Genomic DNA, 17601 nt, shown 5'->3' with positions numbered 1-17601 from the left:
GGCGCTACCCGTCGTCCGGAAGGTAGAGCTTCACGTCGTCGAACTCGGCGGTGCCCTCGTAATAGTTGATGTGCGGATCACCGAAGAAGAAGTGATCCGGGTAGGCCGACCCCGCCGGCCAGGTCTCGAAGGTCTTGCCGAAATCGACCGTCTCGCCGTGGCGCTCCGCCTCGATCTCGTCGGGGCGCTGGTTGTAGTGCCACGTCACCGGCGGCTCGCGGAAGTCCCTCCGCGCGGCGTACGTCGTGCTGCCGCCGTGGTGGAACCTGCCCGCCGCGGACATCGCATAGCCCCGGCCGTCCCGCTCGACGGTGAATTCGTAAGCCTCCCTCTCGAGGTACTTGTCCACGAAGATGGGGCCGTCCTTCCACCCGGCCGCGGTGTACGACGTGAACCCATTTCCGGTCCACGGGCTCCCGAACGCATCGCCGCGGAGCCAGATCATGCTCACATAGCGTGATCCATCCTGCTCGGCCCGGCCGGTCGAGGGGTTCCAGACCGCCGACCAGGGGCCGTCCTCTCCGAAGTTGCTGTCGGTGTCCATCACGACCTTCCGGTGGTGATGGATGAAGACGTTGTTGTGAGGGGCCGGCCGCGGATAATCGGTGATGCAGAGAAAGTAAACACCATTATCGAATGTCGCCGACCGCGGCGCGGTGCTGCGATCGCTGAACCGCCACGGGTCGGCCAGCTCGTCCCCGTCGTAGCCGTTGGTCTTGCCCCCGTGCGTCCAGCTGCCCTCGCGCAGGCCGCCGAAGTCGATGTTCGAGACCGTCACCTCCACGCGGTACCGCGCTGGCAGCGGCGCGGTAGAGCGGAGGATCGCGCCGTCGTAATGGCGGGTGGAGACGAGCCTCGCCTTGCCGCCCACCGCCTCGAAGCGGCCGCCCGTCTCGGGGACGCCGTCGCGGTCGCTGTCGCGGCCATACAGCTCGACCGTGAGCCAGCCGCCCTCGCCGTACGTGAAGGACTTCCGGAACGATCGGAACCTCCGCAGCCCTTCCCTGAACACCTCGCCGCCCCGCGCGGAGAAGAACTCACCATCTTCGTCGAAGACGTCGACGTGATAGGGGCTCTCGTCGCCATACCGATCCTCGGTCCACGCCGCGGGCTCCTGGAACGGCGCATCGAAGGTCTCGTGGTGGACGAGCTTCCAGCCGGCGCCGGCGGCCCGCGCCGCCGGCTTCGGCCCGCCGCCACTCACCCCGAGCGCCTCCGGCGCGGGCGCGCGCGAGCACGCCGCCGGCAGCACCAGGGCGAGCGCGGCGAGGCGCCGCGTGGACGCGTCGACGCCTCGCCGCGCTCGGGCGGCGCCACGCCGCATCAGCGGTTGGGCTGCGGGGTGAGGCGCAGGTACGGGCGGACGGCGTTGTAGCCCTTGGGGAACTTCTGCGCGAGGACGGCGGGGTCCTGGAGCGAGGGGACGATCACCACCTCATCGCCGTCCTTCCAGTTCGCGGGCGTCGCCACGGAGTGGCTGTCCGTGAGCTGGAGCGAGTCGATGAGGCGCAGGATCTCATCGAAGTTGCGCCCCGTGCTCGCCGGGTACGTGAACGTCGCGCGGATCTTCTTGTTCGGATCGATGACGAACACCGAGCGCACCGTGAGCGTGTCGCTCGCCTGCGGGTGGATCATGCCGTAAAGGCCCGACACCTTCCGGTCCACGTCGGCGAGGATCGGGTAGTTCAGCTTCGTGCGCTGTGTCTCCTCGATATCCACGGACCAGCGCTTGTGCGAGTCGACGTCGTCGACGCTGAGCGCGATGGGCTTCACGCCGCGCTTGTCGAACTCCGCCTTGAGGTTGGCGACCGCGCCGAGCTCGGTCGTGCAGACCGGGGTGAAATCCTTCGGGTGCGAGAACAGGATCACCCACGAGCTCCCGGCCCACTCGTGGAATCGAATGGTCCCGTGCGTGGACTCTTGCTCGAAATCAGGCGCGATGCTTCCGAGTTGCAGGCTCATGACATTCCCTCCTGGCCGCAGCCTAGTCTCCGCTATGGCGGAGGAATCTCCGTCAAGCCGCTCAGCGTGTCAAGCCGGGAGCGGCGGTGTTTCGCGCCGGGGCGCCGCCGGCGCGGGCTCGACCGCGCCGCGCTTGGCCGGCGCGGCCGCGCGTCAGAGCGCGCCGACCTCGCGCCGGAGGCCGCGCCACGGGATCTCCCGCGGCGGCGAGGCGCGGCGCTCGCCCGCCCCGTCCGGCTGCGCCGCGGTCGAGCACTCGCCGTGCTCCAGCAGGTGCAGGGCCTCGGCGAGGCACGTCTCGCCCGCGTCGCCGAGCTCTGCGCTGAGCGTGTCGTCGGCGGCGCAGTCGGGGGGGAAGCCATCGTAGAAGTCGCCCTCTTCCTTCGCGTTGAGCACCCGGAACGCGATCGGGTGCACGACCATGTCGCAGTTGTCCCAGCCGTACATGCCGACGGGTTTGCCGTGCGTGGTCGAGCCGACGATCTTCACGTCCATGTAGGCGCGCAGGCTGTTGATCAGCGTCTCGCTCGCGGAGGCCGTCCCGCCGGACGTGATGACGACCAGCCGGGACAGGGGGAGCGGCGGCTGGTCGAGGTCCTCGAACGTCTCCCGCTTGTCCCAGTCGACGTGCCTGTCGTTGTGCGCGGTGATGTCGAGCAGCGCGCCGGCCTCCGCCGGCCGGTGGATCAGGCTCGCGAGGTGCCTCTCGACGGAGAGGCGCCCACCTCCGTTGTAGCGCAGGTCGAGCACGAGCTCGTCGACCTGGCTCTCCCTGAACAGCGCGAAGGCGCTGTCGAGCTCGCTCACCGAAGGCTCGATGAAGGTGGTGAGCATGAGATATCCGACGGTCGCGGACCCTGCCTGCACGACACGCGGGCTCACGACCGTGGTGATGCCATACCACGCTTTCTGGAGCGCGACCGTGAAGGGCTCGGCGTCCGCGCGCTCGATCGTGAGCGACATCTCGTATCCTTCCTCGTCGGGGCCTGCGAGCTCCTCCCAGAGGTCGTCGCTCACGACCTGCTCGACGTCGATCCCGTTGATCGCCACCACCGCGTCGCCCCGCCGGAGGCCGGCCTCTCCGGCAGGCGAGCCCGGCTGGATCATCGCGAGCCGGAGGCTGTTCTCCTGGTCGAAGCTCCACCGCATGCCGAACCCGAGGGTCTGTCCTTCCCGGAAAAACGCGTCGTCGACGCTCTTGCTCGAGATGTAGCTCCAGCGGTCTCGCGGCTCGGTGACGAGATCCGCGAGCAGCGCCTCGGGCGAGGGGTACGCCCGGTAGTCCACGTCGGGTACGGTGTCGTACCAGAGATAGGCGTCCTTCATCAGCTCGAACAGAAACTGGTTCTGTCCCTGCGGTGAGCAGTCTGCCTTTGGCTCCGGATCACCGTCCGAGGCGGTGCAGCCTCCCATCGCGGCGGCGGCCAGCGCGAGGGTGCATGTGGAGAGGACCGCGACGAGCTTCGAGGCGACCATGCGCCTCAGCACACCACGAAACGGAAAGGGCGAGCAACGGGGTTGGGTTGGCGGTTCGACCCGACCTGGGTTGGGTTCGCGATCCCCGACCGGGGTTGGGATCAACGTAATCCACCTCACCACGCCACCGACCAGATTCCGACCGGGGTTGAGGTTCAGATCCGGACTGGGGTTGAGGTTCAGCCGCTCTCCGACCAGGGTTGCGGCTCAGCCACCAACGTAATTCATCTCACTTAGCCGCCGACCAGATCCCGACCGGGGTTGAGGTTCGCTCGCTCCCTGAACGGGATTGCGGCTCACCGGGGTTGCAGCTCACCCAACCGTGGTTGAGGCTAAATGCAATCCATCTCACTCTGCCGCCGCGACCAAATCCCGACCGGGGTTGAGGTTGGCCGGCCTCGGCAGCCCATAGTTGTCCCGCAACGTCTGCCCCGCATATTCCGTCCGGAACAGCCCTCGCTTCTGCAGGATCGGGACCACGTGCTTGACGAACGCCTCGAGCCCCGACGGCAACACCGGCGGCATCACGTTGAAGCCGTCGGCCGCCCCCTGCTCCCACCAGTGCTGGATCGCGTCCGCCACCTGCTCGGGCGCGCCGGCGAACGTCCGGTGGCCGCGGCCGCCGCCCAGCCGCCCGATGAGCTGGCGCACCGTCAGCCGCTCCCGCCGCGCCAGGCTCACGATCAACGTGTAACGGCTCTTCGCCCCCTCGATCTGATCCTCGCTCGGAAGATCCCGCGGCAGCTCCGCGTCGAGGTCGAGATCCTCCGGCTTCACCCGCAGCGTCTGCGCGAGCTGGCGCTTGGCATACTCCGGCTTGATGAGCCGATCGAGCTCGGCGTCGAGCGCGTGCGCCTCGGCCTCGGTGGCGCCGATGACCGGCACGATCCCCGGCAAGATCTTGATCGACCCCGGATCGCGCCCCAGCGCGCGCGCACGCCCCTTCAGATCGACATAGAACCGCTGCGCGTCCTCCAGCGTCTGCTGCGCCGTGAACACCGCCTCCGCGTACCGCGCCGCCAGCTCCTTGCCGTCATCCGAAGAGCCGGCCTGCACGAGCAGCGGATACCCCTGCGGCGAGCGCGGCACGTTGAGCGCCCCCTCGACCTTGAAGTACCGCCCCACATGCCGCGGCGGGTAGATCTTGCGGTCATCACCCCAGACGCCGTTCTCCTTGTCGCCGAGCGGCGCGTCGTCGCCCCAGCTGTCCCACAGCTTCAGCGACACATCGATGAACTCCGCCGCCCGCGCATACCGGTCGCTGTGCGCCGGCAGCTCGTCCAGGTTGAAGTTGCGCGCCGCGTCCACGCCCGCCGTCGTGACGATGTTCCAGCCCGCCCGACCCCCGCTGAGGTGGTCCAGCGAGGCGAACCGCCGGGCCAGGTTGAACGGCTCGTTGTACGTCGTCGAGGCGGTCGCGATCAGCCCGATGTGCTCTGTCACCCCGGCGAGCGCCGCGAGGAGCACCGTCGGCTCGAGCGTCCCGGCCGGCCTCCGGCCCACGTTGTTCCACAGCACCGGGCTGTCGGCGAGGAACACCGAGTCGAGCTTCCCCCGCTCCGCGATGCGGGCCAGGTTCTTGAAGTGCGCGACGCTCGTGTTCGCGAACGGATCGCTCTCCGGCAAGCGCCACGAGGCCTCGTGGTGGCCGACGCTCATGAGAAACGCGTTGAGATGCAGCTGTCCGGGTCGTTGGGTCACGGGGAACTCCGTTCCAGTTCAGGGTTCGAGTCAGGATCTCCGGCAGCGGCCGCGCCCGGCGCGACGCCCAGCGCCGAGAGCAGCGACTCGCGGTGGGCGAGGAACCGCGGATCGCGCAGCGGGCGCGGCGCCGGCAGATCGATCCGCCGCTCCTCGGCGATGCGGCCGCCTTCGAGCACCAGCACCCGATCGGCGAGCGCGATCGCCTCGTCGACGTCGTGGGTGACCAGCAGCACGGCCGGCCGGTGCCGCGTGCACAGCTCGCGCAGGAGGTCGTGCATGCGCCCGCGGGTCAGCGCGTCGAGCGCGCCGAACGGCTCGTCGGCCAGCACGAGCTCCGGATCGCGCACCAGCGACCGCGCCAGCGCCACCCGCTGCTGCTCGCCGCCGGACAGCTCGACCGGCCACGCGCGCTCCCGCCCGGCGAGCCCCACCTCCGCGAGCGCGTCCAGGCCGCGCTCCCGGGCCTGCGGCACATCGAGCCCCAGGATCACGTTGTCGAGCACCCGCGCCCACGGCAGGAGCCGCGTGTCCTGGAACACGACCGCCCGGTTGTCCGGCACGTGCAGCTCGCCCGAGCCGGTCACCTCGTCGTCCAGCTCGGCGATCGCCCGCAGCAGCGTGCTCTTACCCGATCCGCTGCGGCCGAGCAGCGCGACGAACTCGCCCCGCTCGATCGTGAGGTCGATCCCGTCGAGCACCACGCGGGCGCCGAAGCGGCGGACCAGGCCGCGGATCCGCACCGTGGGCGGTGCCGCCGTCAGCCGGCCAGGATGCGGCGCCATGACAGGGCCTTTCGCTCGATGAGCCGCACGGCCGAGTCGGAGGCCAGGCCGAACAGCCCGTACACCACGAGGCCGAGGAGGATGATCTCCGTCTGCCCGTACGAGCGCGCCAGCGACATCATGTAGCCGATGCCGCTCGTGGCGTTGATCTGCTCGACGACGACGAGCGCCAGCCACGCGCCGGTCACCGCCAGCCGGAGGCCCATCAGGAAGCCCGGCAGCGCCCCCGGCAACGCCACCTTCCGGATGAACTGCCACCTCGTCAGGCGGACCGTCTCGGCCAGCTCCACGTAGCGCGCGTCGATGGTGCGCAGCGCCGCGTGGGTGTGGACGTAGACCGGGATGACGACGCCAAGCGCGATGGTGAGCACCTTCATCTGCTCGCCGATGCCGAACCAGAGGATCAGCAGCGGGATGAGCGCCAGCGTCGGGATCGCGCGCTTGATCTGCACCGGCCCGTCGACAAGCGCCTCGCCGACGCGCGTCAGCCCGGCGAGGAGCGCCAGCACCGTGCCCAGGCCGGCCCCGAGCGCCAGCCCCAGGAGGGCCCGCTGCGCCGACGTGAGCAGGTTGGACTGGAGCCGCCCGTCCGCGATCAGCTCATGGGCCGTGGTCACCACGGTCCACGGCGCGGAGAGCACGCGCGCGTCGAGCGCGCCCGTCGCCGAAGCGACGGTCCAGAGCGCAAGCAGCAGCGCCGGGCCGAGCGCGAGGCCGTACGGGATGCGCCGCCCCGGGCCCAGGCGGCGCCGCGAGCGGCGGCCGGACAGGCGGCGACCGGTCGGCGCGCCGGACGGCGGCGCGGAGACGTCCGCGGTCGCGGTGAGATCCGGGAAGCTGGCGAGGCGCGGCGAGGCGGCGCTCGTGGGCAGTGCGGTCGTCATGGAGTGCTCCTGTCGGCCGTCGCCGGCCTGTCCGTCGGTCCGGCGCCCTCGGCGGCGCCGGCCACCTCCGCTCCGATCGTCTGGAATCGGAGGTCGAAGATCGTCCTGGCCTCGAACCGCTTCTGGCCGGAGGCCTCGGCGAGCAGATCGGCTGTCTCCTGCGTCAGCGCGATCGCCTCCGACCAGTCGCCCGGGTACTGCGGGTTGCCCGCGGCCTCGATGAGGAAGCGCCCTTCCCTGGCCGAGAGGCCCTGGTCCTTGACGTAGTACGCCTCGATCCACGCCTCCGGGTGCGCATAGGCCCACAGCTGGGCCCTGGCCCGCCACCTGGCGTAGTCGACCAGCGCGGCCGCCTTGTGAGCGTCCTTGAGCGCCGCGGCGCGCACATAAAGGAAGCCGAGGTTGTCGCGGACGCCGTGCGCGATCGACGAGGCGCCCTCGGCGCGGTACTCGTTGAGATAACGCAGCAGGGTGACGCCGGACAGCGGCGCGACGTCGACCTGGCGGCTGGTGAGCGCCTCCTTGAACTCGGTGCTCCCGAGCTGGACGAGCGTGACGTCCTTCTGCGACAGCCCGGCCTTCTTCAGCGCGCGCAGGACGAGCGCGCCCTGCGCCTGCCCCGGCGAATAGGCGATCTTCTTGCCGCGGAGATCGTCAATGGACGCGACCCGCGCGCCCGGCGCGGTGGCCAGCTCGTAGATGGGCTTCTCCCTGACCTGCACGGTGACGATCTTCACGTCGAGCCCGGTGAACGTGGCGTGGATGGGCGGCGTATCGCCGACCGCGCCCGCGTCGAGCACGCCGGCGCGAAACGCCTCGACGGTCTGCGGTCCTCCGCTGATGTTCTGCCAGTCGACGCGGAACGGGAGCTTGTCGATGTCGCCGGAGAGCTGGAGTTGCTTCTGCACCGTCGGATCACCGATGCTGAGCCGCGTCTCGCGCGGGATCTCCGCCGGGATCGGCGCGTCCGGGGCGAGCGTGGCAGCGGCGCTCGCCTGGCCGTCGCGCTTGCACCCGGACGACGCGATCAGCGCAGAGAGCGCCGCGAACGTCGCGAGTGAGCGAATCCTGTCGATGAACGAGCGCAGATGGACCTCGGTGCGCGGCTGGAAGCGGTGCCGTTTCGCTGCTGCCCAGGCGCCGCCCCGCCCGCCGCCCAGCCGGCGGCGGAGAGGAGCGCTCAGGAGACCCCGGGATGGGCCTCACCGAGCCGATGGCTCGCGGTCCGTCCTCGGGAGCGTCTCGCCATGACCAGCAACGCCCATGCCGCCGCGCCGCGCGCCCGGGGACGGCGCGGTCCAGCGGCCCGCGCCCGCCGTCGCGCGGCGCCCGCCGGCGGCAGGACGGTCGGGCCGCCGCCGCGCTGCTTCCCCAGCAACAGCCGGTGGTGATCCGCTGCTCCGGCGCGAGCACGGCCGGCCTCCCTCCGGCGGGAGCGAGCGCGGCGGCGGCCCGCTACCGCGCGGCGGCGGCCTCGCGCCGCCCCTGGACGCCGAACGCGTCGAGCAGGTAGTCGCGGAAGGCGCGGATCTTGGACGGCAGGAAGCGCGTCCCCGGGTGAACGAGGTACAGGGAGGCGGCGCCGTGGATCGCGTAGTCCTTGAGCACCGGCACGAGCCGCTTCGCGTCGAGGTCACCCCGCACGTTGATCGCGGGGACCAGCGCGATCCCGCCCCCGGCCAGCGCGACCTCGCGGCAGAAGGAGAAATCGGAGGCCGAGATCGCCGCGCGCACCCGGAGCTCCGCGCGTTCGCGGCCATCGCGCGCCGAGAGCGCGATCGTCGCGTGCCCGCGCGCGGTCTGGGCGAGCAGCAGCCGGTGCCCCTCGAGGTCCTCGGGCCGTCGCACCGCCCCGTGCTTGCGGAGGTAGGAAGGCGCCGCGAACAGGCCGACCTCGATGTGCTGCAGCTTGTGAGCGATGAGCGACGAGTCCGGGAGGCTCGCGGTCGCGCGCAGGGCCACGTCGACCTGGTGGGCGTCGAAGTCGAGGAGCGCCTCGGTGAGCAGCAGCTCCAGCGAGATCTCGGGGAAGCGCTCCGCGAAGCCGGCCGAGAGCGGCGCCAGGATGCTCAGCCCGAGATCGAACGGCGCCGTCACCCGCAGGTGCCCGCGCGGCCTCGAGCGCGCCTGCTGCACCGCCACGTTCGCGTCCTCCAGCAGCTCGAGCGCCCGCCCGACGCGCATCCGGTAGGCGACGCCGTCCTCGGTCGCCTGCACGAGCCGCGGGCTGCGGCGGAGCAGCTCCACCCCGAGCGCGTGCTCCAGGCGCGTGATGCGGCGGCTGACGCTGCCCTTCGTCTCGCCGAGCGTCTTCGCGGCCGCCGTGATCGACCCGAGGTCGACCACCAGGCAGAAGGCCCGCAAATCGCTCACATTCGCGTCGATCGTTTCCGTTTTGGCAACCTGGCGTTTCATTGCAGGGTCATTGTACCACTCCTGGAAACGACCTAGGGTGAGCGCACCATGGATCGCCGGGCTGCATTGAGGCTCCTCCTTGCCGCGGGCGGGGCCGTACCGATCGCCGGCGCGTGCGGGCGCTCGACGTCGACCGTGCCCGGCCCGGCTCCGGCGTCGAGCTCCACATCCACCGCGGCCGAGAGAGGTTCGATGTCCGACACCCAGCACAAGGCGCGCGAGGGTCGCATGCCGGCCCTGTTCCTCGCGCACGGCTCTCCGTTCCTGCTCGACGATCGCGCGTGGGTCGCCGAGCTCGCCGCCTGGGCGCAGGCGGTGCCGCGCCCCACGGCGATCCTCATGATCTCGGCGCACTGGGTGGACGCGCCGGTCACGCTCGGCGCCACCGAGACAGTGCCCCTCGTCTACGACTTCTACAACTTCCCCGAGAAGTACTATCGGGTGGAGTACCCCGCACCCGGCGCCCCCGCGCTCGCGCGGCGCGTCCGTGAGCTGCTCGGCCCGCTGGGGCCGGTCGCCGAGGCTCCTCGCCGCGGGCTCGATCACGGCGCCTATGTGCCGCTCGTCTGCATGTACCCGGGCGCGGATGTCCCGGTGCTCCAGATCTCTTTGCCGACGCTCTCTCCAGCTCCGCTCCTCGAGATGGGGAGAGCGCTCGCCCCGCTCCGCGACGAGGGGGTGTTGATCGTCGGCAGCGGTTTCTTGACCCATAACCTCCGCGCGGCAGACTGGCGCGGAGATGCGGTCGCGCAGCCCTGGGCCACGGAGTTCGACGCATGGTGCGCCGAGGTCCTCTCGCGCCGCGACGTGGGCGCGCTCGTCGAGTACCGCGCCCGCGCGCCGGGAGTGCGGATGGCGCTCCCGACCCACGAGCATTTCGTGCCGGTCGTCGCCGCCATGGGGGCGTCGATCGACGTGAGCGAGCCTGTGCAGTTCCCCATCACGGGGCTCACCTATGGCTCGTTCACGAGACGTTCTGTGCAGTTTGGCTGACAGATAAGGAGATTGTCTCTCATGTTCACCGCTCGTTTCGCTCGCATCGCCCTCCCCGCCGCGCTGTTGCTCTCGCTCGCGGGGTGCGAAGATCCGACCAAGGACAAGCCCAAGGCGACCATCTCGACCGCCGCGCCCGCGCAGACCCAGGCCGCCGCGCCCTCGGGCCCCGCCGAGACGCTGCCCATCGACGCGGCCGCATCGACCATCGGCTTCGCCGGCTCGAAGGTCACGGGCAAACACGAGGGCAAATTCGAGAAGATCTCGGGCTCGATCACGCTCGCCGGCGGCAAGGCCGCGGGCGGCAAGCTCGCCATCGAGGCCGACGCGTCGTCGGTGAAGACCGACGCCGAGAAGCTCGACGGCCACCTCAAGTCGCCGGACTTCTTCGACGTCGAGAAGTACCCGAAGGCCACGTTCACCTCGACCGAGATCAAGGCCGGCGGCGAGAAGGGCGCGACGCACACCGTCACCGGCGAGCTCGATCTGCACGGGGTGAAGAAGACCATCACCTTCCCCGCGACCATCACCGAGGGCGCCGACGCCGTCTCGGGCAGCGCCGAGTTCGTGATCAACCGCAAGGATTTCGGCATTGTCTATCCGGGCAAGCAGGACGATCTGATCCGCGACGACGTGCTGCTGAAGCTCTCGCTCAAGGCGCCCCGCAAGCAGGGCTGAGCGCCGGCCGCACACCGGGCGCGCCGCCCGTGGACGCCGCGCTCCGACGACGCAGGTGCCATGGCGGCGCGCCGGCGTGCGAGACGCCGAGGCATGAGAGGGTGCGCCTCCGCCCAGAAAGGAGGCCTACTCTCGCGGCTCGCCGCCACCGGGCTGCACCTCTCGGACATCGGCCAGCTGGTGCGCATCATTGACCGGCTCGTGGACGCGAGGAACACGGTGATCCTGATCGAGCACCACCCTGCCGCGCCGCGAAGCGGCGCCAGGTCAGCCGACGCGCTCGCCGAGCACCACCGCGACATCGTCCCGCAGGTTGCCGGATGGAAAAGCCGCCGCCTGGATCAACGCCTCCACCGCCGATTTCACGTCACCCGTGCGCGCAAGAGCGTTGATGGTCGCAAGCGACGTGTATTTCAGCAGGCCATCGGTGGCGACCAAGAGGCGTCGCGAGAGCGGTTGGCGAGGAATGATCGCGGGCCTGCACGCGCCGCTGCCGGCCAGCGGCTTGCGGCTCTGCGCCGCCGTCAGCTCGATCGGTCCGTCGGGCGTGACGAGGAGCGCGCCGGAGTCCCCCACGCTGGCGCCCCAGAGCTCGCCTGAAATGTCCACAGCTGGGGCAGTCCGCTCGGGCGATGAAACGGCCACCCCGCGTCGACAGAGCGAACACTGAGAACGCGCCTCAGCAACGCCGTCGCCGGCTGCCGCTCCGTCCGACAGGTCAATCCAGATGCCCGACATACCAACAAGCTCTCATCACCCCTCGAGCTGTAGCCTGTCATCATCGTGCGGTTCCATCATGAAGATGAGCAGCGGCTGGTGAGCAATTCGACGCGTTCCTACCGCGTCAGGCCATCGCCATCCTCGATGCATCAGCATGCGTCACATCGGCGCCTGTTCTCGCGGGTGAAACACTTCGTCCATGCGGACCTGGAGTAGCCTCTTGGCGTCGTCACGAAGCGGCTCACCATGGGCACTGATGAGATGGTGAAATGGCAGGTCGGCCAGGCGGCGAAAATCTGAAATATCGGGGGCGCACGCCTCTCGCCAGGTCGCGGGGATGTTCGCCACGCCGATCAACCCTTGGGCGACGAACAGCGCGCCCGTTTCTTCGGAGAAGAACGGATCGACGTGTGACCAGTTCTGGACGGCATCACAGGTAATGAGGATTCCGCCCTCCCGCGGGAGCAAGACGGCCGCTTCCGGGAACCGCGCCGTCGTGAACACGAACACGATGCCTCCGTGAACCGGGAACGGGCCCCCTGCTGCGAGGGCTCGGTCGGCAGGTCGGCCGTCGGCCGCCACGGCCTCGGGAAGCGCCCACAGGGTGGCGCCATAGCGGTCACGATAGAAGGGATCGTCTCGACCGTGGAACGCACCGAGCCGCACGATGTGGCGGACTTGGCCCAGGGCGTCGAGCTGGCGCAGCCCCTCCTCGGTCAGGCGCACGGTGTTCACGAGCGTGAGCTCTCGGTTCTGTCGGAGCACGGTCATCGTGCGGCTCGTCTGGAGATCGATCCCGGCGTGGTGAGTCCTGTTCGTACCCACGACGTAAAAGACCTCTGGGAATGCGTCCTGAACCTCGCCATGCGGCCACGCGGGGCTGTACTCGAACATCTGGAATGTCTCCACACGGTCGCGGCGTCGCGGCTCCTCAAGAGTGGCCCCGCCTCGTACCGCCGTCGCGGGTCTGCCTGACGCGCCGCCCGTTGGGTCGCGGCCACGCCTCCTGAACTGCCCGCATGGTGCCGATACTACAGGGGACTGCGGTTTCTGTCAGGCGAATCTTCGCGTCTGCCGAGCGCGATCGAGGCTGGTCGCGCCAGCGAAGGCGCGAACCCAACCTGGGTCGGGTCGCCCCGGCGATGGGCCGCGGCTCTGCTCGTCGGCGTACCGACCGCCCCGGAGACCATGCTGGTGGACCTGGCGCTCGGCATGCCCGGCGCGGCGTCGCGCGTGCTCGGCACACAGCGCACCTCATCGGCGCCCCCCTGGCCGACCACGTGGTCGTCAGGCCCGCCGGGCGCTCTCCTCCGTGCTTCGCAGCTGACGCCGGCCCGGTTCTACCGCCCGTACCTGCGCGACGCCAACCAACCTCGGCAACCAACGCTGCGGCGTGCACCTCCCCCATCGCCGACGAGCCACAAAGTGCTCATTCCCCCAGTCGACCGCAAATCTCGCGCGACCGAATACGATTTCCACACGACTGGCTCCACCTGACGGCAATTGTTCGTGCTCCCATGTCGCATTACGAACGCATCTGCAATCTCGTAGCGCGACTCGACGACTCTCCGATTCGCCCCGACCCATTGAAACATGCTGGCTCATGCCGCGATGGTGGATTAGAGTCGCTCGCGAATGCACAACCGCTCCGACCAGTTGACCAAGAGCTTGCTGCGCGACGGGCTGAGCCTCGTCTCGGCGGCCGAGACCGAGGTCGAGGTGCTGGCGGCGACACAGAAGATCGATGTCTACAGCGTGCCTGATCCCGCGCGAGCGTCCGAGCGCGCCGCCATGGGCCTGCTCGGCGAGCTTTCGGCGGAACCAAGCCTGTTCGAGCCGTTCCACGGCACGCCGAGCCTTCGTCAGGTCCGGCACTGCCTGCGCAAGCAGCTCACGTGGCACCACGAGCTCGAGCGCCGCGCCCGCTCTGCAGCGCGCTCCGTCGCGCCGGACGAGGACACGGACACGCCGCCGCAGCCAGCGGTGGACTTTCCTGCGCTGGTCGTCATCGGCCCCGGGCGTCCTGAGACGGTGCTCGACGCCTACCGGTGCGAGCCGGTGCAAGCCCGCGTCTACCACGCCGTACCGGGCCTGGTGATGCGCGTGGTGGTGCTCGCAGAGCTGCCCCGGACGCGTGCGACGCTGCTGCTGCGGCTGCTCGGCTCGGGCCGCCGCTTGCGCGAGGCGCTGACGGATCTGGCGGCACTGCCAGACGATGCCTGGGAGAAGAGCGTCGCCACGCCGCTGCTGGTACACTTCCGGCACGAAATCCAGGAGCCGACGACCGACGAGGAGGACGATGTGAGCGCAGAGATCCGGGCGTGGTTCAAGGAGTACGAGCAGAAGCTCCGCGCCGAGGAGCGGAAGGAAGGTCGTGACGAGGGGCGCGCGGAGGAGGCGGCGCGTTCCGTGCTGACCGCGCTCCGGGTCCGCGGCATCGCCGTGCCGGACGCCGCGCGTGAGCGCATCCTGGCCGAGAAGGATCCGGAGGCGCTGGAGCGGTGGCTGGAGCGGGCCATCGTCGCCACATCGCTCGCCGAGGTGCTCGACGAACTGAGCTGAGCGATGCAGGCCGAAGGCGCTGCCCGACTCGGGTGCTTCGGCAACGACCTCGCATCGTTCTCAGGACCGTCAGCGGTCTCCAGTCGAGGGCCCCACCGCGACGAGGCAATGGGAGGCGTTCTCGGCAATTGCATCGGTGCGGCGGAGAAGCACAGAGCTCGGGCAGATCCGCTGCCCCGATGCTCCACGACCACTCTGGACGGTCGCCACCAGCTCATCGGATCCAAGAGGAAGACGGGAAGAACACAGCCGACGGTCTTCGCCCCTTCGTATCTTCGTTCCTTTCGCGCCGCGATCGTGCTCGCCGCGCCGGTCTCGGCCAGGGCGTGAGAACGATGCGCGCATGCTCCACAGCGACGTCTCTCGACACGCCCTCTGCCTGCTCGCCGCCTTCTCGGCCTCTACGCTCCTCGCCGGCTGCGCCGATGACGAGGCCTTGCCGCCGCACGAAGGCGATCCGGTCTGCACCGGCTGGGGCGACGAGGCGCCCGCCGACGGCGTCCTCGAGCTGCCCCGCCCGACCGGCCCGCACCCGGTCGGCACGCAGATCCGCGCCCTCACCGACAGCGCGCGTGGAGAAGAGGCGACGGAGGATCCCGACGACCGCCGCGAGCTCGTGGTGCAGCTCTTCTACCCGGCCGATCCTTGCGGCACAGGGCAGCTCGCGCCGTACCTGTCGCCGGAGGAAGGCGACAGCCGCCGTACGACCGGCGGCCTCCCGATCGAGGACGGCTTCGAGGCGAGCATCGTCACGCACGCGCGCGTGGGCGTGCCGCTCGCCGAAGACGGCGCGCCCCACCCGGTGCTCCTCTTCTCGCACGGGTTCGGGATGCTCCGCGCCGACTACACGAGCCTCCTCGAGGACCTGGCGAGCCACGGCTTCGTGGTGGCCGCCATCAGCCACACCTACGACACCGAGCTCACGGTGTTCCCCGACGGCCGCGCGGTGCCCTTCGGCTCGGTCGTCCTGACGCCGGCGATGGACGCGTCGGAGGAGGAGATCGAGGCCTTTTCTCAGGCGATGAACGAGCACGTCGCTGTCTGGGTCGACGACGCGCGCTTCGTGCTCGACGAGCTCACGGCCGCCGCGCAGGACGACCCGGGCGGCCTGCTCACGGGCCGGCTCGACCTCGAGCGGGTCGGCGTGCTCGGCCACTCCTACGGCGGCGCGATGGCCGCCGAGGCGTGCGCCCGCGACGACCGCTTCGACGCCGGCCTCGACATCGACGGCAGCCTCTTCGGGCCGCAGAACGGCGCCGGCGGCAGGAGCCTCGCGCAGCCCTTCTTCATCATGCTCGCGGCGGACCACCCCGACGATGCGAGCATCGACGAGACCTACGGCGCGCTGAACGGGCAAGCCTACCGGGCGCGGGTCGAAGACACCGCCCACCTCACGTTCTCGGACCTGCCGCTCGTCGTCGAGCATTTCCTTGGCGAGGGCGTCGTCCCGGAGCTGCTCGGCACGCTCGATCCGGCCCGCGCGGTCGAGATCACGAACGCGTACACGCGCGCGTTCGTCCAGGCGCACGTGCGCGGCGACGCGGCCCCGCTGCTCGACGGTCCCTCGCCGGAGTACCCGGAAGTGACCTTCGAGAAGCGGCCCTGACGCCCTGCGAGCCCGCTGAGCCCGCCCGTCCACGCGCCGCGCCCGCCGGCCCCGCGCCCGCCCGTCCACGCGCCGCGCCCGCCGGCCCCGCGTCCGCCCATCCACGCGCCGCGCCCGCCCGCCGGCCCCGCGCTCCTCGCCTCGGCGCTCTGGAAGGTTGAAGATGTCGCTCCCCCATGTCCGGGGTACACCCACGTCGTGGGCGCTGTAGAGTCGGTCCCCGGAGATCGCCGCCGTCCTCAAGCCCCTGGAGAGGTTCATGCTGACGAAGCTCAACGAGCGTGAAGCCGTCGCGTCCTGCGAGCGCTGCTGGGAGCACGAGATCGTCCCCGCGCTGCACGACTACATCCGCATCCCCAACAAGTCGCCCGCCTTCGACCCCGCCTGGCGCGAGAACGGCCACATGGACAGGGCGGCGTCGCTCATCGCGGCCTGGTGCGAGGCGCAGCCGATCCCCGGGCTCACCGTGGAGGTGGTGCGCATCGGGAACCGCACGCCGGTGATCCTGATGGAGGTGCCGGGCACGCGCGACGACACGGTGCTCCTCTACGGGCACCTCGACAAGCAGCCCGAGATGACGGGGTGGCGCGAGGGGCTCGGCCCCTGGGAGCCTGTGCGCGAGGGCGACAAGCTCTATGGCCGCGGCGGCGCCGACGACGGCTACTCGGCCTTCGCGTCGCTCGCGGCGCTGCGCCTCCTGCACGAGCAGGGGATCCCGCACGCGCGCTGCGTGATCCTCATCGAGGGCTGCGAGGAGAGCGGCAGCCCGGACCTGCCGGCCTACATCGACGCGCTCGCGGGGCGCATCGGCAAGCCGAGCCTCGTCGTGTGCCTCGACTCCGGCTGCGGCAACTACGACCAGCTCTGGACCACGACCTCGCTCCGCGGGCTGCTCCAGGGCACGCTCGACGTGAACATCCTGCGCGAGGGCGTCCACTCGGGCGTGGGCAGCGGCGTGGTGCCCTCGAGCTTCCGGATCCTGCGGCAGCTCCTGTCGCGCATCGAGGACGAGCGGACCGGGCGCGTCCTCGTGGACGCGCTGCACGTGCAGATCCCGGAGGAGCGCGCGGCGCAGGCGCGGGCCGCGGCCGATGTGCTGGGCGCGTCGGTCGTGAGCGAGCTGCCGTGGGTGAAGGGCGCGCGCCCGGTGACCGGCGACACGGCGGAGCTCCTCCTGAACCGCACCTGGCGCCCCGCGCTCTCCGTGACGGGCGCCGACGGCCTGCCGCCCATCGCCGCCGCGGGCAACGTGCTGCGCCCGTTCACGAGGGCGAAGCTCTCGATGCGCCTCCCGCCGCGCCTCGACCCGAGGACGGCGGCGGCGGCCCTGAAGGACGCGCTGGAGAAGGACCCGCCGTACGGCGCGGAGGTCCGGTTCCACGTGAGCGAGCCGTCGGCCGGATGGGACGCGCCGGCGACGGCGCCCTGGCTCGAAGCGGCGGTGCGCAAGGCGTCGAAGACGTTCTTCGACCGGCCGGCGATGGGGATCGGCGAGGGCGGGACGATCCCGTTCATGGCGATGCTGGGAGAGAAGTTCCCGGAGGCGCAGTTCCTGATCACCGGCGTGCTCGGGCCGCAATCGAACGCGCACGGCCCGAACGAGTTCCTGCACCTCGGCATGGGGAAGAAGCTGACCTGCTGCGTGGCGAGCGTGATCGCGGACCACGCGGCACGCGCGCGCTGAGGGGCGCGGCGGCGCGCCTTTCACACGAGCGCGCGTCCATGGCGGGGCAGACGCGCGCGTCCATGGCGGGGGCGGCCGCGAACGGGAGCCGGCGCGCGCCGCCCGTCGACACACCGTTGACACACCGCCGGGATC

At 70.6% G+C, this 17601-nt stretch carries 15 protein-coding genes; 5 read left to right on the top strand and 10 right to left on the bottom strand.

The window, feature by feature from the left end:
* Positions 1 to 4 precede the first annotated feature (4 nt).
* The 8 genes from WMF29_RS00845 to WMF29_RS00810 form a co-directional block, all read right to left on the bottom strand.
* Entirely contained in the window at positions 5 to 1324 is a 1320-nt protein-coding gene (locus WMF29_RS00845) for a hypothetical protein (RefSeq protein ID WP_437327016.1), read from the bottom strand.
* On the bottom strand, positions 1324 to 1962 hold the full coding sequence (locus WMF29_RS00840) for a peroxiredoxin (RefSeq protein WP_272097229.1): 639 nt from the start codon (positions 1960 to 1962) through the stop codon (positions 1324 to 1326). The genes WMF29_RS00845 and WMF29_RS00840 overlap by 1 nt, the downstream gene beginning before the upstream one ends.
* Positions 1963 to 2115: 153 nt before the next feature.
* Complete coding sequence (locus WMF29_RS00835) at positions 2116 to 3438, bottom strand: S41 family peptidase (protein ID WP_437327015.1); 1323 nt, start codon at positions 3436 to 3438, stop codon at positions 2116 to 2118.
* 348 nt (positions 3439 to 3786) lie between these two features.
* Positions 3787 to 5139 (bottom strand): LLM class flavin-dependent oxidoreductase, encoded by a 1353-nt coding sequence (locus WMF29_RS00830; RefSeq protein ID WP_437327014.1) that lies wholly within the window; start codon positions 5137 to 5139, stop codon positions 3787 to 3789.
* A complete protein-coding gene (locus WMF29_RS00825) occupies positions 5136 to 5924 on the bottom strand; it encodes an ABC transporter ATP-binding protein (RefSeq protein WP_437327013.1) in 789 nt (262 codons plus the stop codon). The genes WMF29_RS00830 and WMF29_RS00825 overlap by 4 nt, the downstream gene beginning before the upstream one ends.
* Positions 5900 to 6808 (bottom strand): ABC transporter permease, encoded by a 909-nt coding sequence (locus WMF29_RS00820; protein ID WP_437327012.1) that lies wholly within the window; start codon positions 6806 to 6808, stop codon positions 5900 to 5902. Before WMF29_RS00820 ends, WMF29_RS00825 begins: the two co-directional genes overlap by 25 nt.
* Positions 6805 to 7716, bottom strand: coding sequence for an ABC transporter substrate-binding protein (locus tag WMF29_RS00815; RefSeq protein WP_437327011.1), 912 nt, complete (start codon positions 7714 to 7716; stop codon positions 6805 to 6807). Before WMF29_RS00815 ends, WMF29_RS00820 begins: the two co-directional genes overlap by 4 nt.
* 547 nt (positions 7717 to 8263) lie before the next feature.
* Complete coding sequence (locus tag WMF29_RS00810; protein ID WP_437327010.1) at positions 8264 to 9181, bottom strand: LysR family transcriptional regulator; 918 nt, start codon at positions 9179 to 9181, stop codon at positions 8264 to 8266.
* 234 nt (positions 9182 to 9415) lie between these two features.
* Between WMF29_RS00810 and WMF29_RS00805 the strand changes: the two genes are divergently transcribed.
* The gene (locus tag WMF29_RS00805) at positions 9416 to 10216 is read left to right on the top strand and encodes a dioxygenase family protein (RefSeq protein WP_272097221.1); all 801 of its coding nucleotides are present in this window, start codon (positions 9416 to 9418) and stop codon (positions 10214 to 10216) included.
* A 21-nt stretch (positions 10217 to 10237) separates the two neighbouring features.
* A complete protein-coding gene (locus WMF29_RS00800) occupies positions 10238 to 10894 on the top strand; it encodes a YceI family protein (RefSeq protein ID WP_437327009.1) in 657 nt (218 codons plus the stop codon).
* 267 nt (positions 10895 to 11161) lie between these two features.
* Here WMF29_RS00800 and WMF29_RS00795 read toward each other — a convergent pair whose 3' ends face one another.
* Positions 11162 to 11632, bottom strand: a complete 471-nt coding sequence (locus WMF29_RS00795; protein ID WP_437327008.1) for a hypothetical protein — start codon at positions 11630 to 11632, stop codon at positions 11162 to 11164.
* A 141-nt stretch (positions 11633 to 11773) separates the two neighbouring features.
* A complete protein-coding gene (locus WMF29_RS00790) occupies positions 11774 to 12508 on the bottom strand; it encodes a hypothetical protein (RefSeq protein WP_437327007.1) in 735 nt (244 codons plus the stop codon).
* Positions 12509 to 13249: 741 nt separating this feature from the next.
* On the opposite strand from WMF29_RS00790, the gene WMF29_RS00785 reads away from it, so the two are divergent.
* The 3 genes from WMF29_RS00785 to WMF29_RS00775 all read left to right on the top strand — a co-directional run bounded on the left by WMF29_RS00785 (position 13250) and on the right by WMF29_RS00775 (position 17466).
* Positions 13250 to 14176 (top strand): hypothetical protein, encoded by a 927-nt coding sequence (locus tag WMF29_RS00785; protein ID WP_437327006.1) that lies wholly within the window; start codon positions 13250 to 13252, stop codon positions 14174 to 14176.
* 343 nt (positions 14177 to 14519) lie between these two features.
* Complete coding sequence (locus WMF29_RS00780; protein ID WP_437327005.1) at positions 14520 to 15782, top strand: alpha/beta hydrolase family protein; 1263 nt, start codon at positions 14520 to 14522, stop codon at positions 15780 to 15782.
* Positions 15783 to 16041: 259 nt separating this feature from the next.
* On the top strand, positions 16042 to 17466 hold the full coding sequence (locus WMF29_RS00775) for a M20 family metallopeptidase (protein ID WP_437327004.1): 1425 nt from the start codon (positions 16042 to 16044) through the stop codon (positions 17464 to 17466).
* Positions 17467 to 17601: the final 135 nt, after the last annotated feature.

It is taken from the genome of Sorangium sp. So ce381 (assembly GCF_051473845.1).
GTDB lineage: Bacteria > Myxococcota_A > Polyangia > Polyangiales > Polyangiaceae > Sorangium > Sorangium atrum.
Note: the sequence above shows the minus strand (reverse complement) of the source record. Positions and strands in the feature narration are given on the sequence as shown.